Here is a 22,823-nt window from a genome sequence, read left to right as displayed (position 1 = left end):
GATCGCCTCATGCCGTCGTCATCGTGGCTCGGGCCCGGCTCAGTGCCTGGGCTGCTTGCTGCGCGCCACCGCCCAGGCCAGCAGCACCAGCAGCACCACCACGACCAGCGCAATGGCGATGCCGGGCACGCTCCAGGACAGGAAATTGCGCCATTCGTGGAAGGCGCCTTCGCGCGGACCGGACGGAATGCCGGCATCGGGGTTGCTGCTGTCGACCCAGGCCAGCGGGCCGTCACCGCCGATCACGGCGATGTTGCCGCGATTGAGCAGGAAGGGCTCGCCCAGGCCACCAGTCCACTCGCCGATGGCACGCCACAGCACGCCCTGCTGGCCGCCGGCAGTGACCACTTCGGCCGAGGACAGCTGTTTCAGCCCCTTGATGTCCAGCCAGTCCAGCGACTTGCCGCGAATGCGCAGCTGCTGACCGTCCGTGACCGTCACCAGGGGCTTGGCGCCGTCCACCGGCACCTCCATGGCCACGAAGGGCATGGAAGGCTTGGCGGGCGCATCGGCCTGGGCCACGACCAGCTCGGCCTGCGAGGCCGACAGGCCGCTGGCGGCTGCCAGGTTGGCCATGCGCTCCAGCGCGGCCGGCGCGGCCGACAGGTAGCTGGCAGGCACCAGCAGCTGCGACCTGGCGCCCAGCAGGGGCAGCAGGCCGATGAAGCTGCCGTTGGGCTCGGCCTTGCCGGGCGTCACATAGCTGATGGCCGGCAGCACGCTGGCGGGATAGGGCTGGGGAATCTCGTTGCAGTCGGCCGAGTAGGGCTGGCGCTGCACCGACACGCGCAAGGTGTTGTTGATGCCCAGCGCGTAGCCGGGCACGCGGGCGCGCAGGCGCTCGGGCTGGCCGTTGGCGTCCAGCTGGCGGGCCGACAGCAGCATGCCGTTCCAGAACAGCGTGGCCACGGGGCGCGTGGCCGAGGCGCCGGGGGCTGCGGCCACGTACAGCGTGATCTCGCCCGGCATCCGGCCCTGCGAGGCGACGGCGCTCAGCGGGAAGTTCATCGTCCACTCGCCGCGCGACAGCACGTCGAAGCTGTCGGGGCTGCCGCCCAGGCTGGACAGGCGTATGCCCTTGGCCTCGTCCCATTGCGGGGGCTGGGCCGCAGCCACCGTCACGTTGTCGCTGACCAGCAGGCGCTGCAGGGCGGCCTCCTGCAGGCCGGCCACGCGCGCACCCGCATCGGAGGCCACGGCCAGCACCATCTGGCGGCCCATGGGCAAGGCTCGCAGTTGCTGCGAGGCCAGCGCCTCGCTGGCCAGCGGCGCGCGGCGGGCACGCCATTGCTGCAGCGCCTGGCCCGCATCGGGGTCGGCCGCCAGCTGGGTCTGCAGGGCCGCGAAGGCGGCGGTCAAACGCTGCTGCAGTGCCTTGTCGGCCACCACGATGTCGCCGCTGACCTGGGCTGAGCCCAGCATGATCAGCGCGCCCAGCTCGGCGTCACTGGCCAGCTTGTGCTGGGGCTCGGCGCCCCGCAGCGCGGCAAAGGCTGGCACGCCGGCCAGGGCGGCGGGAACCTCCAGGCCGCGCAGGTCGATCACCTCGCCCACGGCAGGAAGGGCCCGTACCTGCATGCGCCTGTTGTTGCGCTGCAGGCTGGCACCGATGCGCCAGGCGCTGTCGAACGAGGCCTGCTCCAGCTGCCTGCCCGACACCAGCACGGTGGTGCGCACGGGCAGGGTGTTCCAGACATCCTCGATGGTGCGCACATCGCGCGGGTCCAAGCGGTAGCTCAGGCGTGTCTGCGGCGAGATGGTCAGCGAGTTGGCGAGGGAGTGGTTTTCGTCGCAGCGCTGCTGGCTGTTGTTGCGGTTGCGCCAGTTCACGCCCAGGCGCACGAAGTCGCTGGCGCGCGCAGGCTGGGCCACGGGCAGGTTGCGCTGCAGCGTGCCTTCGCCGTCCGGCACGGTCTGGGATACGGCCGGCGTACCGTTGAGCGAGATCACCACGGTCGAGGTCCCCGGCTCTCCCTTCAGGTAGCGGCCATCGAAGGCGATGCTGGCATCGCCCAGAGGCAGGCCGCGCGGCACGGGCAGGTAGAAGTCCTGGGTGGCCGTGCCGGCCAGCACGACCGGGTCGACAATGCCCAGCTCCTTGAGCGTGACGCTGCGCTGCAGCCCGTCGCTGGCGCCCAGCTGCCGTATGGCGTCACCCAGCGCCGAGGCGGATGCCGTCTGGGCGAACAGGGCGCCCAGGCCCAGCAGCGAACCCAGCGCCCAGCGGGCCCCGGTGCGGGAAAACGAATGGCGGTGGATGGTCGGTTGCATGGGTGGCCTCTTTTTCACTTCGGTGCTCGGTTCGTGACGCGATTCGTGACACGTTCAGTTGCTGCAGGGCGGCTGCCGTTGCGTTGGGACTGGCGGCCTTCAGGCCGGCGCCAGGCCCTTGCCCATGGTGGCGAGGATGCCTGCCGGTCCGGCGGCAAACTCCTCGAAGGGCTGTCCCAGCAAGGCCCGTACGATGCGCTGCGAGGCCCGTCCGTCGCCATAGGGATTGATGCGGCGCGCGAACGAGGCGCGGTGACCTTCATCGGTCAGCAGGCGGTTCACCTCGGCCACGATGCGCGCGCGCTGCGTGCCCACCAGCAGCACGGTGCCGGCCGATACGGCCTCGGGCCGCTCGGTCACATCGCGCATCACCAGCACGGGCTTGCCCAGGTAGGGTGCTTCCTCCTGCACGCCGCCGGAATCGGTCAGGATGATGCGGGCCCGCTGCATGAACCAGACGAAGTCCACATAGTCCAGCGGATCGATGAGGCGGATGTTGTCCATGCCGCCCAGCGTACACATGACCACCTCGCGCACGGCAGGATTGAAGTGCACCGGGTAGACGATGAGCAGGTCCGGATGGCGCCGCGCCAGCTCGGCCAGCGCGGCGCAGATGTTCTGGAAGCCTTCGCCGAAGTTCTCGCGCCGGTGGCCCGTGACCAGCAGCAGCGGGCGCTGCGCGTCCACCCAGGGATGGCGCCCGGCAATGTCGCGGGCCAGCTCGGGCCGGGCATCGAGCCGGTCGCACAGCGTGGCCAGCGCATCGATGACGGTATTGCCGGTCACGGCGATGCGGCCCTGCAGGTTCTCGCGCAGCAGGTTGGCACGCGACGTGGGCGTGGGCGCGAACATCCACTGGCTGACCACATCGACCACGCGGCGGTTCATTTCCTCGGGAAAGGGCTGTGCCAGATCCCCCGTGCGCAGGCCGGCTTCCACATGGCCCACGGGAATGCGCCGGTGAAATGCTGCCAGCGCACAGGCCGTGGCCGTGCTGGTGTCGCCGTGCACGAGCACGTAGTCGGGCTTTTCCTGCTCCAGCACGCCGTCGGCGCCCGCCACCACGCGGGAGAACAGGCCGTTGAGTGTCTGGCTGGGTTGCATGACGGCCAGGTCGTGCCGGGCCTGCAGGCCGAACAGCTCCATCACCTGGTCCAGCATCTGGCGATGCTGGCCCGTCACGCACACCACGCTTTCGATGCCGCGCGTCTGCGACAGGGCCGTCACCAGCGGCGCCATCTTGATGGCCTCGGGACGGGTCCCGAAAAACGAAAGAATTTTCATGCCAACCCCTTTGCGTCTTCTTGTGCTCTTCGCTCCTGCGTTGTTCTGGTGCTCCGCGCCCGGAGAGCGGGGGCCGTCTCAGCCCGAGGGCGGGCCGGGCAGGCTGCAAGGCGGTGTGGAATATACGTCGGGTTTTTGGCTTTTTCGATCGGCTTGGCGTCTCTGATTGAAAACTATCGTCAATTGAGTGAAATTGACGGAAATTAAGAGGACTTGAAGGGATTTTGTGACATTGCTTTCCATTTGGAACCTCCGTCGGATCGCTCACCCTGCAAGCCTCTTGCGGCTGGGCCTGAATGCTTGTTCGCGCCGCGCTGCGGTTGCACAAAGCTGCGCGCCTGGGTGCTTTGTTGCAGCTAGTACATCACTGAAACAAGGCTGTGCCTGTCGGACACCTGCGTATTGCATGCCCAGGCAGGGGTCTGCGCAAGGCTTGAGGGGCAGGTGCAGCCTGTGACTTTCCCTGATGCGCTGACGGCCTGCCGGGTGGATGCGGCGCGAGGCTGCGCGGGGCAGGACCCGGGCCGAATGCAGGCCCGGAAAAGAAAACGGGCCCCGTGTAGGGGCCCGTTTTGCTGGGTGTATGGCGGAGAGGGCGGGATTCGAACCCGCGGTGGGGATTAGCCCACACACGCTTTCCAGGCGTGCGACTTAAACCGCTCATCCACCTCTCCGAAGCCCTCGATTGTAGCAGTGATTTCGGGCGTCCACGGTAAGAAACTGGTGCCGGCTGCGCTGGCCCGTGCGGCGATGGTTGCCCCACTCAGGGCCTGCAGTGCAACCGTGGCAATGCCGGGTGTTGCCTGTCCGGGCGCGGACAGGCGGGTAGTGACGGCAGGCAATACCGTGACATGGGACGGATTTGCGATGGGTTCAATGCATGCGCCTGGTGTCATCCACTGATTTTCAGGGTGGAAAATGTAATGGAGTTCGTGTAAATGGAAGGTGCCGGAATGCGGTGTGAATCTCCGGTGCGGCCCGTCCATCTGTGGCGACATTTTTCATGTGTACAAGATGGTATTTTCATTGCCCATCTGTGTTGGTGCAAGCTATTGATATTGTTGATGTTTCTTGAAAAAACACCGCCAATGAATCGGTATTTGCACGGGGTCCGGGAGGCATTGCGGGGGACGAATTTCCTTCATGCGGCGTTGGATGCATTTTGCAACAGACATCGAATGGGAGCTTGTGGAAAATGCCTGCGCCGATGAAATGCAGCAGTAACGGATTTCCGTCTGGCAAATCATAGGAACTCGCTATCACCATGGCTTTCCACTCAATGCGCGCCGATTCTTCATTTCGCCAGACGCCGGTATTGCCCGCACTGGCCTTCGGGCTTGTGGCGCTGCTGGGTACGACGGCGTTCGCTGCCGGGCTGCAGCGGCAGGTGCTGGAAAGCCTGCCGTCCGGCACGGCCAAGGGGGCGCCTGCCTATGAGTTGTCCCTGCCTGCCTGCACGGAGTCGGCCTGTCCCTTCGAACTGAGGCTGGTGCGTGCCGGTATGGAGCAAGGCAAGCCAGCGGCGCTGGCCTGGCCTGCTTCAAGAGGGCAGGCCCAGCTGGCGCCATCCGATCCGCTGTACGGCGCGGGCGACCCCTTGTCCGAGGCCGCGCAGCGCGCGCGCGTCTGGACGACCGGCGAGGAAGAAGGCACGGTCACCGCTGCGGCGCGGACCTTGCGCCTGCCCGGCGTGCAAGGCGGGGCGCGCGCCTTGCTGGTCACGCAGATGGGCGGCTTCGACCATCCCAAGCGCCGCCATGCGCTCTATGTCGCCACGGCCCAGGGGCCGCATCTGGCCTGGCAGTACGAAGAGCCTCCAGGCAGCTACCAAAGCTGGGTGCTGGCGCCCACGGGCCGGATCCCGGTGCTGCTGGTGCGCTATGACTCACCGCAGGACGACGCCCCCGACCAGATCGAGACCCGCAGCCTGCGCTGGAACGCAGGCCGGCAGGCGTTTGCCGAACAGGCATCGGCGCCGCCGGCTGCCGTGCAGGCCGTGGTGGCTGCGCGCTATGCCGGCGTGGCCGCCGCGCGTGCAGCGCGCGCGCAGCAGGCCGACTGCCTGGGAGGCTATGCCGTGGTGCTCACGCGCCCCGCAGGAGCTGCGCCGCATCACGCCCTGGTGCAGGTGGCCGCGGATATGGCACAGGCGCATGCCGAATCGCTGCGGCTGCGTGCCTGCTCGGCCAGGCTGCAGCCGCGCACGGTGCCTTTGGCGCATCTGCTGCCGAAGGCGGAACAGGCGCCCGGCCGGAAACCTGACCGCAAGACCGATCCCGCCCGCTGAGCCCGTGCAGCGCGTGACACCGACAACCGCAAAGAGGGAAGACACATGCCAGACATCAAGGACAGCGTAGGCGAGGGCGGCAGCAACCAGGTCCATGACGTGGCCCTGCTGCAGGCCATGCTGCGCGTGGTGAAGGACGCCAAGAACGCGCCGTATCTGGGCGTGGACTACGACGGCAGCTACGGCGCGCAGACGCGCGCCGCGCTGGAGCGTTTCCAGAACGACCACAAGCTGGCGGCGGCCAAGGCCGCGCCCGGCCAGCCGCAGGCCGGTGGCGCCAAGGAGGCACTGGGCCTGGCGGCAGCCGGTGGCGCCACGGTGGCCAAGCTCAGCGCCATGCTGCCTGCATCGCACCAGAACATGCGCTCCGCGAACAACTCCAAGACGGTGTATATCGAGGCCAAGGCCCAGGATGCGGCCACCAGCAAGGCCGCCATTGCCAACGATGCGGAGTACGAGCCCACCTTCCGCGCCAAGCTGGCCAGCCTGGTGCAGCAGATGTACGACACGCACAAGATCGCGCTGTGGATCACGCCCACCGGCCGCCGCCGCACCTTTGCCCAGCAGGCGGCAGAGACCCAGACCAAGGCCGGCCCCGGCGAGAGCAACCACAACTTCGGCCGGGCGGCCGACATCGGCTTCAAGCGCTTCCAGTGGGTCAAGGGCGACGGCAGCATCGTCACCGATGCCGACTGGCTCAACCAGCTGCATACCGCCAAAGCGGCCGATGCCGCGCGCTGGTGGGATGAGCGCGACCGCCTGGCCGCCAAGCAGGGCCTGCTGCCGCTGAAGTTCGAGCGCGTGCACCTGCAGGCCTTCGCCCAGGAAGGCGTGAGCAACCAGCGCTCGCTGGCCAAGCTGCTCAATGCCGTTTCGCAGAACAACATGCGCTGGAAATCCGCCTACCAGGCCGACCTGCAGTCCCAGGGCAAGCACTGGGTCACCGTGGGTTCGGCCAAGTCCATCTGGGCCGGAACGGCCTCCGTGACCAAGGCCGATCTGGCCAAGGCCCGCACCCTGGCCACGGGCAAGCAGGTGAAGGAAACGCAGATCACCCAGGACGAGGTGGCCGCCATGCGCCGCATGCTCAAGGCCGATTTCGAGCAGGCCGACCTGAACTGGTCCAAGTGGGCACCCGTGCCCTGAGCCCGGCCGGACGTCTGTCGCCTGCCGCGCGGGCAGGCGCCACTGCCGTGCATCTCCCGGAGAAAGCATCTTGAGAACCGACTATTCGAAGGGCGAGGCCGCGCTGCGCGTGCCCTTGCCCCTGTCCATGTCCATGCCCGTTTCCCTGTCCCTTTCCGCCTCTGCCGGTGCGCCCACCGGGCCGCCCGCTGCGGTCCGTGCGCCGCAGGACGTGCTGTCCGGTGTGCGCGTCGCCTCGCAACTGCTGCAGGACTTTCGGCCCATCACCGAAAGCATCGAGTGGGAGCTGGGCCATCTGCATTGGGCGCAGGCGGGCCTGTTGACCTTTGCCGAGAACGAGGTGCCCTACGTGGTCAACAACAGCGGCCGTCTCTCCGAAGATGCGGCGGCCCTGCTGTTCCATCACTGCGCGGACACGGCGCCGCAGGGCACGATTGCCGTGCTGGAGCTGGGCGCGGGCTGCGGCCTGTTCGCGCGCATGTTCCTGCAGGCCTTCCGGCACCTGTGCCAGCAGGAAGGGCGTGATTTCGACCAGCGGCTGGTCTGCTACGTGACAGACGGCTCGCCGCGCACCGTTGCGCAGTGGCACGAGCGCGGCCTGTTTGCCGAGTTTGGCGGCCAGGTCGTGGCAGGCTGCTGCGACGCCATGCACCCCGAGGCCGTTCGGCTGCACGACGGCAGCACGGTGCCGCTGCCGCCGCTGCATGCCGTGTTCTGCAACTACGTGCTGGATGTGCTGCCCGCCACCGTCGTGCGGCGCCAGAATGGCGGGCCGGTGCAGGAGCTGCGCATACGCACCCGCCTGACGGACGATGCCCAGCTCGTGCGCCAGTACACCGCGCTGTCGCCGCATGAGATCCGCGCCCTGGTGGATCACGCGGATGCGGCCGAGCGCGCGCGCCTGCTGCCCCTGGTGGGCCTGTTCGAGCAGGAGACGGGATTTTTCGACTGCGGCGACGCGGCACTGTCGCCCTGGGTGGATGCCGCCCTGTCCGTCAGCGAGGACGCGACACGCCTGCTGGTCAACCACGGCGCCTTCGGCGCGCTGCAGACGCTGCAGCAGCGGCTGGCGCCCAAGGGCCTGGTGCTCATCAACGACTACGGCGCCTGCACGCCCGAGGCGGCGGCCCAGTCGGGCGCCTCCCAGCGCTTTGGCCGCACCAGCGCCATCGGCCTGAACTTCCCGCTGCTGGCGCAATTGTTCGGGCGCGAGGGCTGGCAGGTGCTGGCGCCTCCGGGCGATGCGCAAAGGGCCATCCATGCGCGGCTGCTGATCGGCGAGGGCTGCGAGCGCACGGCGGCCGCCTTTCTCAACCGCTTCAGCGCCGACGCGCAGCAGTTCTTCGAGGCCCCGGCCCATGAGGCCCGCACGCACCTGGAGTCGGGCCGGCAGGACGCCGCACTGGAAAGCTACCGCCAGGCCATCACCCGCAGCCCGCGCGACTGGCGCCTGCTGGGCGAGGTGGCCGAATTCGTGGGCCTGCAGCTGCGGGACTTTGCGGCAGGCATCGAGCTGGCGCGCAGCGCGCTGGAGCTCAACCCCTGGCTCAGCACCTGGCTGTGGAACGTGCTGGGCGACTGCCTGTTCTGCCAGGAGCAGTTTGCTGCCGCGCATGACGCCTACCTGCAGGCCGAGCGCATAGACCCGCGCGATGCCCGCACCCAGCTCAACCTGGCCTACACCTGGCAGCAGTGCGGCGACCCGGGGCGCGCGCTCGCCTGCATCGCCCAGGGCCTGGCGGGAGATGCCCATGGCGTGCACACGCAGCGCCTGATGGAAAAGCAGCAGCAGATCCTGGCGCAGATCGCTGCCCTGCGTGCCTCGCAGCAGCAGCGGCTGGCGCAGCGCGCGGCGCGTCTGCAGGCCGGGGCATAGGCCAGGACATAGGCTGGCAGGCCCGCCAACGGCCCGGCCTGCCAGCTTCAGTGCTGGCGGCCGGCCAGCCGCACGCCCAGCGCTGCCGCCGATGCCGCGCAGGCCAGGGCCACCACGCCGCCCCAGCCCCATTGCGCCAGGGCCAGCGCGCCCAGCGCCGAGCCCGAGGCCATGCCGATGAACACGCCCGTGAACAGCAGCGCATTGAGCCGGCTGCGCGCGGCAGGCTCCAGGCCATACACCAGGGTCTGGTGCGCCACCAGCGTGGCCTGGATGCCGAAGTCGAAACCGATGGCGCTGGCCACCAGCAGTGGCAGCTGTGCGCCGGCCGGCAGCCAGGGCGACAGTGCCAGCACGGCGAACGATGCCAGGGCCAGGCCCGCACCCAGGCAGGTCACGCGCTGCGGGCCGCTGCGGTCGGCCAGCCGGCCTGCCAGCGGGGCGGCCAGCGCACCGGCCGCACCCGCCAGGCCCAGGGCGCCGGCAGCGGCGCTGCCCATGTGGAACTGCTGGTGCAGCATCACGGCCAGCGTGGACCAGAACGCGCTGAAGGCCACCGACAGCAGGCCCTGTGCCAGTGCCGCGCGGCGCAGCGCAGGCTGGCTGCGCCACAGCTGCACCATGGAGCCCAGCAGCGCGCCATAGCCCAGTTGCGTGGTGGGTTTGAAACTCGGCAGCCCGCGCCACAGGGCCACCCCCAGCAGTGCCATGGCAGCGGCGGCCAGCAGGTAGACACTGCGCCAGCCCCCATGCTCGGCCAGCAGGCCGCTGACCACGCGCGACAGCAAGATGCCCAGCAGCAGCCCCGTCATCACCGTGCCCACCACCTTGCCGCGCTGGTGCTCGGGCGCCAGCGTGGCGGCGGCCGGCACCACGTCCTGCGCCAGGGTGGCGGCCAGGCCCACGGCCAGGCTGGCAGCCAGCAGCGGCGCCAGGTCCGGAGCCAGCCCGCTGGCCAGCAGGGCCAGCATCAGCGCGGCGGTCTTGGCCAGGATGATGCGCCGGCGGTCCATGCGGTCGCCCAGCGGTGCCAGCAGCAAAATGCCCAGCGCATAGCCCAGCTGGGTCAGCGTGGGCACAAAGCCCACGGCGCGTTCACCTGCGCCCAGGTCGGGGCCGAGCACCCCCAGCATGGGCTGGCTGTAGTAGAGCGAGGCCACGCCCACGCCCGCCGTGGTCGCCATCAGCAGCACCAGCGATGCCGGTACGCCGGCAGCCTGCGCGCCCGCAGCGGTTTGCATATGCGTAGATTGAATAGAAGACATGTTGAGGCGCCTGTCAGGCGCAGTTGAAAAGCGATGGCCGTAGTGTGGTGCGGCGCAGCACACCACGGTAGTGGCTGCGCCTGCAGAATCGATATACGCTTGGCGTATGACCCTTGCCGACCTTCCCCTGCCTTCTGGCGCTGACCGCATCGAACTGCTGCAGACCTTTGTGCGCATCGTCGAAAGCGGCAGTCTTTCGGCCGCTGCGCAGCAGATGTCCACCACCCAGCCCACGGTCAGCCGGCGCCTGCAGACGCTGGAGCGCGCGCTGGGCCTGCGCCTGCTGCGGCGCTCCACCCACGCCATGGCGCTGACCGACGACGGCCAGCGCTGCCTGGAGCATGCGCGCGAGCTGCTGGAGGCATGGCACGCGCTGGAGTCCGACCTGCGCGGCGCCCAGGACACGCCGCGCGGCCTGCTGCGCGTGGTCGCGCCCCACGCCTTTGGCCAGGACCAGCTCATGGCGCCGCTGCTGGCGTTTCTGGACCGCCATCCGGCCGTCAAGGTCGAATGGCTGCTGCATGACCGCCAGCCGGACTTCATTGCCGAAGGCATCGACTGCGCCGTGCAGGTCGGCACCGTGGTCGACCCTTCGGTGATTGCGCTGCGCGTGGCCGAGGTGCCGCGCATTGCCGTGGCCGCGCCCGCCTTGCTGGGGCAGGGCAGCGTGCCCCAGCACCCGCGCGAACTGCAGGGCCTGCCCTGGATTGCGCTGCGCACCTTCTACCAGCGCGAGCTGGAGCTGCACCGCGTGGGCGATGAGCGGGTCTGCAAATCCTGGCGCCTGCAGTTCGAGCCCCGGCTCAGCACCGACAGCCTTTATGCGCTGCGCAACGCCGCCCTGGGCGGACTGGGCGCGGCCCTGGCCTCGGCCTGGATCGTGCGCGAGGATCTGGAGGCCGGGCGCCTGGTGCATCTGGCGCCCGACTGGCAGGCGGCGCCGCTGCCCGTGCATCTGGTCTACCCACCCGCGCGCCACCAGCCGGCGCGGCTGCGCGCCTTCATTGCGGCCATGCGGGAAGTCATGCCGGGCCTGACGGGAATGCGCGCGCCGCTGCCCTGAGTTGCTTGCTTGCTGCATCGTGTCCGCCCACGGCACCAGCCCCGACCTGAACCTGCCCGGTGCGCCGCGCAGTGTGATGTTGGCGCTGCGGCACAGCTTCTGAGGCTGCGCCCGGCATGGCCGGGCTTCTCCAAAAGACAAAGGCCCACGCGAGTGGGCCTTGGTCTATCCGGGCGTTGCCGTCTACTCGGTCGCCTTCTTCAGCGATTCCTTGGCGTTCTCTGCCGACTGCTTGGAGCGCTTGTTGTGGTAGTCCGACTTGACGTTGTTCACGGCCTTGCCGACCGGCCCGCTGTCCTTGGCCTTGGCGTCGGCCTGCTTTTCCTTCACCTTGTGGTCTGCAGCGTCGGCGGCTTCGGAGGCGGCCTTGCCCACCTGGGCATGGACGGGTGACAGGGCAGCGGCAGCTGCGAAGGAAATGGCGGTGGCAAGCAGCAGTTTCTTCATGGAATGAAATGTCCTGTGATGAGATGGCTGCATGGTGCGCCGGACCGCCGAGGCAACCGTGTAGGAGCAGGGCTTTGCACGGCGCGGGCGCTGCGGCCCACTCGCAGAAGGGCCGCCGACGGCAGCTTGCTTCAGTGTCCGACATGGTGCCGCCGGCCGAGCTTCTAGCCTTGAGCCAACCCCGTCACAACAAGGACCCCCCCATGATCACAGCCGAACCCACCATGACCAATCTTTTCGACCAGCTGGGTCTGGACTCCAGCCCGGAGGGCATCAAGCAGTTCATCCTCTCGCACCGGCTGGAAAAGGATACGCTGTTGGTGGATGCACCGTTCTGGACCGACGCGCAACGTGCCCTGTTCTCGCAGCAGTGGCATGCCGATGCGACCTGGGCACTGGTGGTGGATCAGCTCAGCGAGGCCTTGCATGCCGAGCCGGACCTCCAGGCTGCGCCTTCGCCCGCAATTGCCGGGCACGAGCAGGAGGCTCGTCCCTGATCCTGTGATGCAACCGCTTGCGATGAACCCGTGGTGCTTACAATTTTTCCGGCTCGTTCAACCCATTTGCCTACGGAGTCGTTCACATGCTGACCTCGACTGGTCTGGCGCCGGCCCCTGCAGGCTCCGACGCACAACTCCCCCTTGATCCGGGCCTTGCTGCTTTGGAGGCCTTTCCGGACGCAGTCTTCGTCGTCGGACTCGATGGGCGACTGGCGCGCTGCAACCGCCATGCGTTGAGCCTGCTGGAGCATTCCGGCGATGCCCTGGAGGGCAGTGTTTTCGAGGACCGCTTCGTCGCCAGCAGCGGGCGCGCAGGCTGGTTCAACAGCCAGTGCGAGCCCGCCGGCGCCGCACGGCAGGCCAGACGCTGGCCCTTGCTGACCTGCACGGGACGCGAGCGGCCCGTGGCCTCATGCAGCTCGCGCGTACGGCTCGGCGATGGCAGCCTGGCCCTGCTGCTGAGTGTGCGCGAGGCGGATGCACCCCCGTCCGGGACATCGCAGGCTTTGGCCGTGCCTTCCCGGTCCAGCCCTCTTTCCAGCGCCGAGCGCAGCTTTGCCTTGCTGGTGCAGAGCGTGACCGACTGTGCGATCTACATGCTGGATCCCGAGGGCCGCATCGTCAGCTGGAACCTGGGTGCCAAGCGCATCAAGGGCTATGAAGAGGACGAGGTCCTCCATACCCATTTCTCGCGCTTTTACACACCAGAGGACCAGCAGGCGGGGCTGCCACAGGCGGGACTGCGCACGGCCGTCAGCACCGGCCGCATGGAGGCCGAAGGCCTGCGCGTGCGCAAGGACGGCTCGCGTTTTTGGGCATCGGTCGTGATCGATGCCATCTACGACGAGGGCCAACTGATCGGTTTTGCCAAGGTCACGCGTGATGTGACGGAGCGCAAGGCTGCCGAGGCCCAGCTGCGCCAGGCCTTGAAGATGGAGGCTATCGGCCGCTTCACGGGCGGGGTGGCCCATGATTTCAACAATCTGCTGATGGCCGTGCTCAGCAGCCTGGAATTGCTGCGCAAGCGCATGCCGCCCGACGATCGCCTGCGTTCGCTGGTGGAGATCGCCACGCGCGGCGCACAGCGCGGTGCCTCGCTGACCCAGCGCATGATGGCCTTTGCGCGGCAGCAGGAATTGAAGACGCAGGCCGTGGACGTCGCTGTGCTGCTGACCGGGATGCAAGGCCTGCTGCAGCAGACGGCTGGCCCGCATATCTTTCTGAAGATGGCCCTGGCCTCAGACCTGCCGCGCATCGCCACCGACCCCAGCCAGTTCGAGAGCAGCATCCTCAGCCTGGTTGCCAATGCGCGCGATGCCATGCCGGGCGGCGGCGTCATCAAGATCACGGCGGCCGTGGAAACCACGCTGCCGCGCCAGCTTGCGGGCCTGGCCTCGGGCTCGTATGTCTGCGTGCGCGTGGTGGACACCGGCGAGGGCATGGACGAACAGACACTCTCGCATGTGGTCGAGCCCTTCTTCACCACCAAGGGCGTGGGCAAGGGCACCGGCCTGGGCCTGGCCATGGTGGACGGGCTGGTGGCCCAGTCCGGCGGCAAGCTCGTGCTGCACAGCGCCCTGGGCAGCGGCACCACGGTGGAGATGTGGATGCCCGTCTCCAAAGACGAAAGCACGGCCTGCCATCTGGGCGGGCAAAGCGTGCAGGACGTGGGGCCCCTGGATGTGCTGCTGGTGGATGACGACCCGCTGGTGAGGGCCAATGCCTCGGCCCTGCTGGAAGACCTGGGCCACCGCGTCACGACCCTGAGCGCCGGGCAGGAGGCCATCGACCTGCTGGCGCGCCAGGCACGCTTTGACGTGGTCATCTCCGACTACGCCATGCCCGGCATGAACGGCGTCGAGCTGGCCGAACACATTGCGCAGCGGTATCCGGGCTTGAATTTCATCCTGGCCAGCGGCTTTGCAGACATCCCGGCGCTGCCGCCTGGAATGACGCGGCTGGCCAAGCCGTATTCGCAGGAGGATCTGAGCCAGTTGCTGCATCAGTTGGTGAGGGCGTGAGCACCCATCGAGATGGCCTGCGAAGCGTTTTCGCAAGCCATCACATCAAGATGGCAGGGTGGAAACAATGGCGCGATTGGCCTGCAGGTGGGCTTCAATCGACGCCAATTGCGCGTCGTAGTCACTGATGACTTGCTGCGCGGAGGTACTCCGCGGCATCCTTGTTTTTAGAAAAACAAGAACGGGTATGACGATCAAGGAAAGCATCCACGCCAACGTGAGCGCAGTGTTGAGGGCAGTCATCTTGATCTGGTTTATCGCCGTAGGACCCGCAAGAAGCAGGACGAGGAAGCTGATGCCGGCCAGCTTCAACCTTCGGCCGCGGGCGTGTGCACGCTTCTTTTGATGGGCTTCCAACGCTTGTGCACGCAGCGCAAGAATCTGCTGCTTTTCTTGCGTCAGCCTTGGAATGGCCAGTTCTGCGGCTGTGCGATCCGTGCCCCGTTGGATGGCGTGAAGGGAGTTTTCCACCTTTTTCAGTGAAATGATTCCGCCTTGACGTTCAAGAATTTGGGCGCTTCCGCAATGCGCGCAGATGAAGCGTTCCGTATCACTTCCAATCTCCAGTGGAGCGGAGCAATTGGCACAAGACAAGCTGTATATCGGCAAGCCACTCTCCCGTTTTTCTGGGGCAATCCAAAGCCAAAGCTGCCCATACATGCCAAGTCACCCGGCCGTATTCATTGCTTCGCCCATGGGCAGCGAGCCGGGCAGTGTAGCGCTGAATGCGGCGGGTTTGACGAGGCTGCATGCGCAGCCGGACCTGCTCCAGTTGTTGCAGCCGTGGGGGGAGGGCTCAGACACCTGCCTTCTCGAACAGCCGGCGCAATACCTGCATGGGCAGGAACCTGACCTTTCGCCGTTTCAGTTCCCGCCGGAACAGGCGCTCGCGTTCAATGAAGTTGATCTTGGGTTTCATCTTTTTTGGGGCTGCAATGGACGAAACGCGCCAATCTACTGGTGAACGCCGCAGCTGCTGTAACACCGTGTCAGCGATGCTTCGGGATTGCCGGTTGCCGCTCGGCCCTATGGCCCGCGCCATTGGGCATGCCGCACGCCCAGCTGCAGCTGCTGGATGCGGCGGTGGATGGTGGAGCGGCTGACGCCGAGCTGGCGCGCGGCCTCTGAGACGTTGCCCTGGCATTGGGCAAGCAGTTGCTCCAGCGCCTGTGCGGCGGGCTCGCTGGTGTTGCTGGCCAGGGCGGCGGTGCAGGGCGGGGCATTGTGCAGCGCGTCGGGCAGGTGGTCGGGCTCGATGCTGCCGTCGCCATCGTTCCCGCACAGGGCTGCGGCGTAGCGCAGCGCGTTGTGCAGCTCGCGCAGGTTGCCGGGCCATGCGTGCGCGGCCAGCAACGCGCGGGCCGCGTCGCCCAGGTGCAGATGGCTGCCCAGCGTGGCCAGCATCTGGTCGGCAATGGCCTGCAGGTCGCTGCGCTGGCGCAGGGCGGGCAGTTGCAGCTCGGCGGCATTGAGGCGGTAAAGCAGGTCTTCGCGGAAGCTGCCGCGCCGCACCAATTCGGCCAGCGGCCGGTGTGAGGCCGAGATGACGCGAACGGACACCGCCCGTGGCGCGCGGGCGCCCAGCGGGGTGATTTCGGATTCGGACAGGACACGCAGCAGCTTGGCTTGCAGGGCCAGTGGCATATCGCCGATCTCGTCGAGGAACAGCGTGCCTTCGTGCGCCGCGGCGATCAGGCCCTCGCGGCCCTTGCTGGCGCCGCCGGTCCAGGTGCCGGGCAGGTAGCCGAACAGCTCGCTTTCCAGCAGTGCCTCGGGAATGGCTGCGCAGTTACCTGCAGCAAGTTCATCACCTGCGGTAAGGCCGAATAGTCGCCATGGGGCGGCTGTGCCGCCCGCCAACCCAGCCTTGCAAAACAGAAAGTTCAATCATGAAAGCAGCACGTTTCCACGACCGGGGCCACATCCGCATCGAGGACATCCCCGAACCCGTGGTGGAGCCCGGCACCGTGGGCATCGAGGTGGCCTGGTGCGGCATCTGCGGCACGGATCTGCATGAGTTCATGGAAGGGCCGATCTTCATCCCGCCCTGCGGCCACCCGCATCCCATCTCGGGCGAGTCCGCATCCATCACCATGGGGCATGAGTTCTCGGACGTGGTGGCGGGCTGTCCGAGCGCATTGCCGTCAAGCGCCGCTGGGTGCATCCCATCTCCGATGCCATTCCACTGGACCAGGCCGCGCTGATCGAGCCGCTGTCCGTGGGCCACCATGCCTACACCCGCAGCGGAGCGAAGGCCGGCGATGTGGCACTGGTGGGCGGCGCCGGCCCCATCGGCCTGCTGCTGTCGGCCATCCTCAAGGCCAAGGGCCTGACCGTCGTCATCACCGAGCTCAGTGCCAAGCGCAAGCAAAAGGCGCGTGAATCGGGCGTGGCCGATCACATCCTGGACCCCTCCGAGGTGAACGTGGTGGCCGAGGTGATGAAGCTCACCGGCGGCAAGGGCGTGGATGTGTCGTTCGAACGTGCACAGCGTGGTCATGAAGCAGCTGGACGTGCGCGGCACCATTGCCTACTGCAACGACCACCAGGAAACCATCAAGCTGGTCGAGGAGGGCAAGATCAACCTCGAGCCCTTCATCACCCAGTGCATCCAGCTCGATGACCTGATGCCTGCCGTGTGGTCACGCTGCGCAAAGAAAAAAGCCCTTGATTGAATCAATCAAGGGCTTAGATCATTTTGGCGGAGAGGGCGGGATTCGAACCCGCGGTGGGGATTAGCCCACACACGCTTTCCAGGCGTGCGACTTAAACCGCTCATCCACCTCTCCGAAGACCGCGATTCTAGCATCGATTTTTTGGGGTGGCCGCGAAGTTTCCTGCATGCGTGATCGATATGCCCTGGACGGCTGGCGCTTCGGGCATGGCCCGTGCCTGCGCCTGCAGCCAGTTGCAGAAGATGTCGAGCCGGGTCTGCGCCGCAGTGCTGCGGCGCAGCGCCAGGTAGCGGTAGCCGGAGGCCGTGAAGCCGAAGGGCGCCAGCAGGCGGCCGGCCTGCACGTCGTCCATCACGAGGTGCCAGGGGGCGACGGCCGCGCCCAGGCCCCGCAGCGCAGCTTCCAGCGTGAAGTAGTAGTGCTCGTAGACGGGGCCGGCCGCTGCGGGCGGGGCCATGTCCATGGAGGCGGCCCACAGGTCCCAGGCGTTGCGCCGGCCGCGTGTGTGCAGCAAGGGGAGGCTGGCCAGTTCTTCAGGCTGCTGGAGGCGTCCTGCCATGGCCGGGGACATCACCGGGCCCAGGTATTCGACGAAAAGAGGCAGGGACGTCTCGTTGTCTGCAAGGGCCTCGCCGCTGTCGTGCGTAATGGCCGTGATGAGCAGGTCGCAGCCTTCGCGTGCAGCGTCGGTGCCGGTGTCGGTGGTGCGCAGGCGCACCTCGATGCCGGGGTGGTGCGCGTGAAAGTCGAACAGCCGGGGGATCAGCCATTTGACGGTGAAGGTGCTGAAGCAGGCCACGTCCAGAGGGCCTTCGTGGGCGTCGCCCAGGCTGCGCACCGCCTCATGGATCTGCTCGAAGGCCTGGGTCAGCGCCGGCTGCAGGGTGCGCGCTGCCGCGGTGAGCGTGGGGCGGGCCTTGGTGCCTGCGAACAGCGGCAGGCCCAGGTGCTGCTCCAGCTGCCTGACCTGGCGGCTGACGGCGCCGGGCGAAACGCACAGCTCGTCCGCAGCCGCCGTCATGCGGCCCAGGCGTGCGGCGGCTTCAAAGGCGCGCAGGGCGGCCAGCGGGGGCAGGCGGCGGGTCATGGGTCGGGTCATGGGTCGGGTCACGGGGCGGGTGGAGGCTATGTGAGTTCCAGGTACATAGAACCGGCCGAATCATCGCTTTTCAGGCCATGGGCCGGTCGGTAGATTTGCCGCTTCGGCTGGCAATCCTGCGTGGATTCTGGCCGGACTTTCCCTCTCCATTCGATCCCAAAGCACATAGCACCATGCCCTTCGTCCACACCTATCTGCCCCAGTCCACCTCCACTTCCCAGCGCGATGCCGTCGTGCAGGGCATTCACCGCGCCCTGGTGGAGGGCATCGGCATGCCCGAGGACGAACTGTTCAACATGGTGCATCCGTACGCTCCCGGGCAGTTCGCGTTCAGCCGCAGTTTCAACGGGGTAGCGCGTTCGGATGCGGTGGTGGTGGTCGAGATCACCATGCGGCGCGGGCGCAGCGATGCGATGAAGAAGGCCTTGTATGCGGCCATTGCGCGCAATCTGCATGAAGGGGCGGGGGTTGTGCCGGCCGACGTGTTCATCTTCATGCATGAGAACGACTACTCGGACTGGTCCGTGGGCCACGGGCGCTTCGCCATGGGCCTGGTGCAGCAGGTGGGCGCACCCGCCTGATCCGCACAACGCCGCTGCAATGAAAAACGGGCCGCGATGGCCCGTTGTTCATGGCGTGGCGGCAGCTCTCAGCTGGTGCGCTGGCCGGTCTGGATCATCTTCATGGCCGAGGTGATCAGGCTGGAGACTTCGGTCATGCTGCTGGGCACGATCAGCGTGGTGGTGGCATCAGAGGCGACCTGGCCATAGGCCTCGACGGCCTTTTCGGCGACCTTGAGCTGCACGGCCTGCTCGCCACCGGGCTGGCGGATGGCGTTGGCCACGCGTTCGATGGCCTGGGCCGTGGCGTCTGCGACCGCCTTGATGGACTCGGCCTCGCCCTGGGCCTTGTTGATGACGGCCTGCTTCTCGCCTTCGGAGCGGGCGATGAAGGCTTCGCGCTCGCCCGTGGCGATGTTGATCTGTTCCTGGCGGCGGCCTTCGGAGGCTGCGATCAGGGCGCGCTTTTCGCGCTCGGCCGTGATCTGGGCCTGCATGGAGCGCAGGATTTCGGCCGGCGGCGTCAGGTCCTTGATTTCATAGCGCAGCACCTTCACGCCCCAGTTGAGCGCGGCCTCGTCGATGGCGGAGACCACCTGGGCGTTGATCATGTCGCGCTCCTCGAAGGTCTTGTCCAGTTCGAGCTTGCCGATCACGGAACGCAGCGAGGTCTGGGCCAGCTGGGTGACGGCCATGATGTAGTTGGACGAGCCGTAGCTGGCGCGCATGGGATCGGTGACCTGGAAGTAGAGGATGCCATCCACCTGCAGCTGGGTGTTGTCGCGCGTGATGCAGACCTGGCTGGGCACGTCCAGCGGGATTTCCTTGAGGCTGTGCTTGTAGGCCACGCGGTCCACGAAGGGCACGAGGAAGTTCAGGCCGGGCGTGAGCGTGCCGGCGTACTTGCCGAGGCGTTCCTTGACCCAGGCGTGCTGCTGGGGCACGACCTTGATGGACCGTGCGATGAAGATGGCCGCGATGACCAGAATGACGATGGCGATTTCCATGGTGTCTCCAGGCCCCGGAGGGGCGTTCGGTGAAACAAGAGGGCGGCGGGACGGCTGGCGGATGGTGCCTGCCACTATGCCCGATGCAGATGCCCGCGCCGTGAAGCGCGGGCGTGGGGATGGGCAATCAGAGTTTGTCCACCAGCAGCCGGTTGCCGACGACCTCGGCCACGCGGTGCATGCCGGCAGAGGGCAGGTTGCCCGGACGGCTGATCACGGTCCATTGGGCGCCGCGGTAGCGGACCTGGGCCGTGCCGTCGGAGTTCCATTGCTCGACCATGACGGATTCGCCGACATCGAGGTTGACGTCGCGGTTGCTGGAGGCGGGCTGGCGGCTGGGCAGGCGCCGGCGCACCAGGTAGCAGGCCAGTACGAAGGCGCTGCCGAGCACGGCGGCAATGACGAGCTGGGCAATGGGCGCCAGGCCCATGTGGGCGCACAGCGCGCCGACGATGGCGCCCAGTGCCAGCATCAGCAGATAGAAGCTGCCGGTCAGCAATTCGGCGATGACCAATGCGCCGGCGACGAGCCACCAGATGGTGGAATATTCCATTCCCAGACTCCCTGTTTATGACGGTTGCTTGTGTTTAGTGCACCACATTCTGGGTGAAAAGCCGCACGCTTCAAAGGCGCAATAAGGATATTCCTTACACTTCGCGCCTGTTTCGTTTTTTAGGCCCGCTCAGGTTACGGAGGCTGCCCCCATGAAGTTTCGCTTTCCCATCGTCATCATCGACGAGGACTACCGTTCCGAGAACACCTCGGGCCTGGGCATCCGCGCCCTGGCACAGGCCATCGAGCAAGAAGGTTTCGAGGTGCTGGGGGTGACCAGCTACGGCGACCTGTCGCAGTTCGCGCAGCAGCAAAGCCGGGCCAGTGCCTTCATCCTGTCCATCGATGACGAGGAGTTCTCGCTGGGTGGCGAAAGCGATCCCGTGATCCACAGCCTGCGCAGCTTCATCGGCGAAGTGCGCCGCAAGAACGCCGATGTGCCGATCTACATCTACGGCGAGACCAAGACCAGCCGCCACCTGCCCAACGACATCCTGCGCGAGCTGCACGGCTTCATCCACATGTTCGAGGACACGCCGGAGTTCGTGGCCAAGCACATCATCCGCGAGGCCAAGAGCTACCTGGAAGGCGTGCAGCCGCCGTTCTTCAAGGCGCTGCTGGACTATGCGGAAGACGGCTCCTACAGCTGGCACTGCCCCGGACACTCGGGCGGCGTGGCCTTCCTCAAGAGCCCCGTGGGCCAGATGTACCACCAGTTCTATGGCGAGAACATGCTGCGCGCCGACGTGTGCAACGCGGTGGAGGAACTGGGCCAATTGCTGGACCACAACGGCGCCATCGGCGAGAGCGAGCGCAATGCCGCGCGCATCTTCAATGCCGATCACTGTTATTTCGTGACCAACGGCACGTCCACGTCGAACAAGATCGTCTGGCACCACGCCGTGGCGCCCGGCGACGTGGTCGTGGTGGACCGCAACTGCCACAAGTCCATCCTGCACTCCATCATCATGACGGGTGCGATTCCGGTGTTCCTCAAGCCCACGCGCAACCACTTCGGCATCATCGGCCCGATCCCGCAAAGCGAGTTCTCGGTGGAGTCCATCCAGGCCAAGATCGCGGCCAATCCGCTGCTCAAGGGCGTGGATGCCAAGACGGTAAAGCCGCGCGTGCTGACGCTGACGCAGTCCACCTACGACGGCGTGCTCTACAACACCGAGACCATCAAGAGCATGCTGGACGGCTATGTGGCCAACCTGCACTTCGATGAGGCCTGGCTGCCGCACGCTGCCTTCCACCCGTTCTATGGCAGCTACCACGCCATGGGCAAGAAGCGCGCGCGCCCCAAGCACTCGGTGGTGTATGCCACGCAGTCCATCCACAAGCTGCTGGCCGGCATCAGCCAGGCATCGCATGTGCTGGTGCAGGACAGCCAGACCGAAAAGCTGGACCACCACCTGTTCAACGAGGCGTACCTGATGCACACCTCGACCAGCCCCCAGTACAGCATCATCGCCAGTTGCGACGTGGCCGCCGCGATGATGGAGCCGCCCGGCGGCACGGCCCTGGTGGAAGAGTCGATTCTGGAGGCGCTGGACTTCCGCCGTGCCATGCGCAAGGTCGAAGACGAGTTCGGCGACGACGACTGGTGGTTCGAGGTCTGGGGTCCCGAGAAACTGGCCGATGAAGGCGTCGGCTCGGCCCAGGACTGGATCATCCGCGGCCAGGACGCGGCGCCCAAGCGCTCCAAGGCCAAGAACGGCAAGGAGTTCGACAACTGGCACGGCTTTGGCGAGCTGGCCGACGGCTTCAACATGCTGGACCCGATCAAGTCCACCATCGTGACGCCGGGCCTGGACCTGGACGGCGATTTCTCGGACACGGGCATCCCGGCCTCCATCGTGACCAAGTACCTTGCCGAGCACGGCGTGGTGGTGGAGAAGACGGGCCTGTACTCGTTCTTCATCATGTTCACCATCGGCATCACCAAGGGCCGCTGGAACACCATGCTGACGGCGCTGCAGCAGTTCAAGGACGACTACGACCGCAACCAGCCGCTGGCACGCATCCTGCCCGAGTTCTGCCAGCAGCACCGCCGCTACGAGCGCATGGGCCTGCGCGACCTGTGCCAGCACGTGCACGAGCTGTACGCCAAGTACGACATCGCCCGCCTGACGACCGAGATGTATCTGTCGGACCTCAAGCCCGCGATGAAGCCCAGCGATGCCTACGCCCACATCGCGCACCGCAAGACCGAGCGCGTGGAGATCGACCACCTGGAAGGCCGCATCACCGTGGGCCTGGTCACGCCGTACCCGCCCGGCATTCCGCTGCTGATCCCCGGCGAGGTGTTCAACCGCAAGATCGTGGATTACCTGCTGTTCGCGCGTGAGTTCGCCAAGGAGTGCCCTGGCTTCGAGACCGACATCCACGGCCTGGTGGAGCTGGAGGACGCGGACGGCGAGGTGCGCTACTACGCCGACTGCGTGGCCCAGGCCGCTCCTGCCCGCAAGGTGCCGGCTGCCGGCAAGTCTGTGGCCGGAAAATCCGCAGCGGCCAAGGCTGCGGCCAAGCCGGCTGCCAAGGCTGCGGCAAAGCCCGCCGCCAAAAAGGCCGTGAAGGCTGCTGCCGTCAAGGCGCCGGCCAAGCGCCCCGCAGCGGCCCGCAAGGCCGGGTCGGCGCCGGAAGTCGGCACGGCCGCCAAGCCGGCGCGCGGCCGCAAGATGGTGCAGGTGGGCGATGATGGCCCCTTCGGCCGCACGATCTGATCGGCTGGCCGGCTGACGACGGCCCGTCAAAAAGGCGCGGTCCC

At 67.0% G+C, this 22,823-nt stretch carries 17 protein-coding genes, 2 tRNA genes and 2 pseudogenes; 10 read left to right on the top strand and 11 right to left on the bottom strand.

What is annotated here, in order from left to right; genetic code table 11:
• Nucleotides 1–39: 39 nt before the first annotated feature.
• From AAN986_RS17835 to AAN986_RS17825, 3 genes are all read right to left on the bottom strand, one after another.
• Nucleotides 40–2,271, bottom strand: coding sequence for a cellulose biosynthesis cyclic di-GMP-binding regulatory protein BcsB (locus AAN986_RS17835; protein ID WP_160855127.1), 2,232 nt, complete (start codon nt 2,269–2,271; stop codon nt 40–42).
• Nucleotides 2,272–2,370: 99 nt separating this feature from the next.
• The gene (gene wecB, locus AAN986_RS17830) at nt 2,371–3,555 is read right to left on the bottom strand and encodes a UDP-N-acetylglucosamine 2-epimerase (non-hydrolyzing) (protein WP_047217217.1); all 1,185 of its coding nucleotides are present in this window, start codon (nt 3,553–3,555) and stop codon (nt 2,371–2,373) included.
• A gap of 584 nt (nt 3,556–4,139) precedes the next feature.
• A tRNA-Ser gene (locus tag AAN986_RS17825) sits at nt 4,140–4,229 on the bottom strand.
• A gap of 590 nt (nt 4,230–4,819) precedes the next feature.
• Between AAN986_RS17825 and AAN986_RS17820 the strand changes: the two genes are divergently transcribed.
• From AAN986_RS17820 to AAN986_RS17810, 3 genes are all read left to right on the top strand, one after another.
• The gene (locus AAN986_RS17820; RefSeq protein ID WP_241150310.1) at nt 4,820–5,842 is read left to right on the top strand and encodes a hypothetical protein; all 1,023 of its coding nucleotides are present in this window, start codon (nt 4,820–4,822) and stop codon (nt 5,840–5,842) included.
• 45 nt (nt 5,843–5,887) lie between these two features.
• The gene (locus AAN986_RS17815; RefSeq protein ID WP_034364978.1) at nt 5,888–6,988 is read left to right on the top strand and encodes a peptidoglycan-binding protein; all 1,101 of its coding nucleotides are present in this window, start codon (nt 5,888–5,890) and stop codon (nt 6,986–6,988) included.
• 70 nt (nt 6,989–7,058) lie between these two features.
• Nucleotides 7,059–8,864, top strand: coding sequence for a tetratricopeptide repeat protein (locus AAN986_RS17810; protein ID WP_047217218.1), 1,806 nt, complete (start codon nt 7,059–7,061; stop codon nt 8,862–8,864).
• 47 nt (nt 8,865–8,911) lie between these two features.
• On the opposite strand, the gene AAN986_RS17805 is transcribed toward AAN986_RS17810, so the two are convergent.
• Entirely contained in the window at nt 8,912–10,129 is a 1,218-nt protein-coding gene (locus AAN986_RS17805) for an MFS transporter (RefSeq protein ID WP_070080484.1), read from the bottom strand.
• A gap of 106 nt (nt 10,130–10,235) precedes the next feature.
• Between AAN986_RS17805 and AAN986_RS17800 the strand changes: the two genes are divergently transcribed.
• On the top strand, nt 10,236–11,192 hold the full coding sequence (locus AAN986_RS17800) for a LysR family transcriptional regulator (RefSeq protein ID WP_016448914.1): 957 nt from the start codon (nt 10,236–10,238) through the stop codon (nt 11,190–11,192).
• Nucleotides 11,193–11,375: 183 nt separating this feature from the next.
• Here AAN986_RS17800 and AAN986_RS17795 read toward each other — a convergent pair whose 3' ends face one another.
• Entirely contained in the window at nt 11,376–11,639 is a 264-nt protein-coding gene (locus AAN986_RS17795) for a hypothetical protein (protein WP_016452405.1), read from the bottom strand.
• A 203-nt stretch (nt 11,640–11,842) separates the two neighbouring features.
• Here AAN986_RS17795 and AAN986_RS17790 point away from each other — a divergent pair, with 203 nt between their 5' ends.
• Both AAN986_RS17790 and AAN986_RS17785 read left to right on the top strand, forming a co-directional pair.
• Nucleotides 11,843–12,136 carry a DUF2789 domain-containing protein gene (locus AAN986_RS17790; protein ID WP_016452404.1) on the top strand — a complete coding sequence of 98 codons (294 nt, stop codon included), beginning with the start codon at nt 11,843–11,845 and terminating at the stop codon, nt 12,134–12,136.
• Nucleotides 12,137–12,222: 86 nt separating this feature from the next.
• Nucleotides 12,223–14,160, top strand: coding sequence for a PAS domain-containing sensor histidine kinase (locus AAN986_RS17785; RefSeq protein WP_016452403.1), 1,938 nt, complete (start codon nt 12,223–12,225; stop codon nt 14,158–14,160).
• Between the two features lie 45 nt (nt 14,161–14,205).
• On the opposite strand, the gene AAN986_RS17780 is transcribed toward AAN986_RS17785, so the two are convergent.
• Nucleotides 14,206–14,631 carry a hypothetical protein gene (locus tag AAN986_RS17780; RefSeq protein WP_227469615.1) on the bottom strand — a complete coding sequence of 142 codons (426 nt, stop codon included), beginning with the start codon at nt 14,629–14,631 and terminating at the stop codon, nt 14,206–14,208.
• 64 nt (nt 14,632–14,695) lie between these two features.
• Between AAN986_RS17780 and AAN986_RS17775 the strand changes: the two genes are divergently transcribed.
• Nucleotides 14,696–15,124 (top strand): hypothetical protein, encoded by a 429-nt coding sequence (locus tag AAN986_RS17775; protein WP_223275261.1) that lies wholly within the window; start codon nt 14,696–14,698, stop codon nt 15,122–15,124.
• A gap of 62 nt (nt 15,125–15,186) precedes the next feature.
• Here AAN986_RS17775 and AAN986_RS17770 read toward each other — a convergent pair.
• A pseudogene (locus AAN986_RS17770) lies at nt 15,187–15,951 on the bottom strand (sigma 54-interacting transcriptional regulator); the annotation flags it as partial.
• Between the two features lie 98 nt (nt 15,952–16,049).
• Here AAN986_RS17770 and AAN986_RS17765 point away from each other — a divergent pair.
• Nucleotides 16,050–16,787 (top strand): annotated as a pseudogene (locus tag AAN986_RS17765) (zinc-binding dehydrogenase); the annotation flags it as partial.
• A 72-nt stretch (nt 16,788–16,859) separates the two neighbouring features.
• Here the strand turns inward: AAN986_RS17765 and AAN986_RS17760 are convergent.
• Nucleotides 16,860–16,949: transfer RNA gene (locus AAN986_RS17760), tRNA-Ser, on the bottom strand.
• Nucleotides 16,950–16,962: 13 nt separating this feature from the next.
• Nucleotides 16,963–17,922, bottom strand: coding sequence for a LysR substrate-binding domain-containing protein (locus AAN986_RS17755; RefSeq protein WP_349335427.1), 960 nt, complete (start codon nt 17,920–17,922; stop codon nt 16,963–16,965).
• 185 nt (nt 17,923–18,107) lie between these two features.
• Here AAN986_RS17755 and AAN986_RS17750 point away from each other — a divergent pair, with 185 nt between their 5' ends.
• A complete protein-coding gene (locus AAN986_RS17750) occupies nt 18,108–18,515 on the top strand; it encodes a tautomerase family protein (RefSeq protein ID WP_047217220.1) in 408 nt (135 codons plus the stop codon).
• Nucleotides 18,516–18,583: 68 nt separating this feature from the next.
• Here the strand turns inward: AAN986_RS17750 and AAN986_RS17745 are convergent, their stop codons facing one another.
• A complete protein-coding gene (locus AAN986_RS17745) occupies nt 18,584–19,501 on the bottom strand; it encodes a stomatin-like protein (protein ID WP_047217221.1) in 918 nt (305 codons plus the stop codon).
• Between the two features lie 127 nt (nt 19,502–19,628).
• The gene (locus AAN986_RS17740; RefSeq protein ID WP_016448906.1) at nt 19,629–20,054 is read right to left on the bottom strand and encodes an NfeD family protein; all 426 of its coding nucleotides are present in this window, start codon (nt 20,052–20,054) and stop codon (nt 19,629–19,631) included.
• Between the two features lie 151 nt (nt 20,055–20,205).
• On the opposite strand from AAN986_RS17740, the gene AAN986_RS17735 reads away from it, so the two are divergent.
• Complete coding sequence (locus AAN986_RS17735; RefSeq protein WP_016452397.1) at nt 20,206–22,779, top strand: arginine/lysine/ornithine decarboxylase; 2,574 nt, start codon at nt 20,206–20,208, stop codon at nt 22,777–22,779.
• The last annotated feature ends 44 nt before the right edge of the window (nt 22,780–22,823 follow it).

The organism is Delftia sp. DS1230, assembly GCF_040112715.1.
GTDB classification, from domain to species: Bacteria; Pseudomonadota; Gammaproteobacteria; order Burkholderiales; family Burkholderiaceae_C; genus Comamonas; species Comamonas tsuruhatensis.
This window is presented reverse-complemented; position numbering and strand designations above follow the sequence as displayed.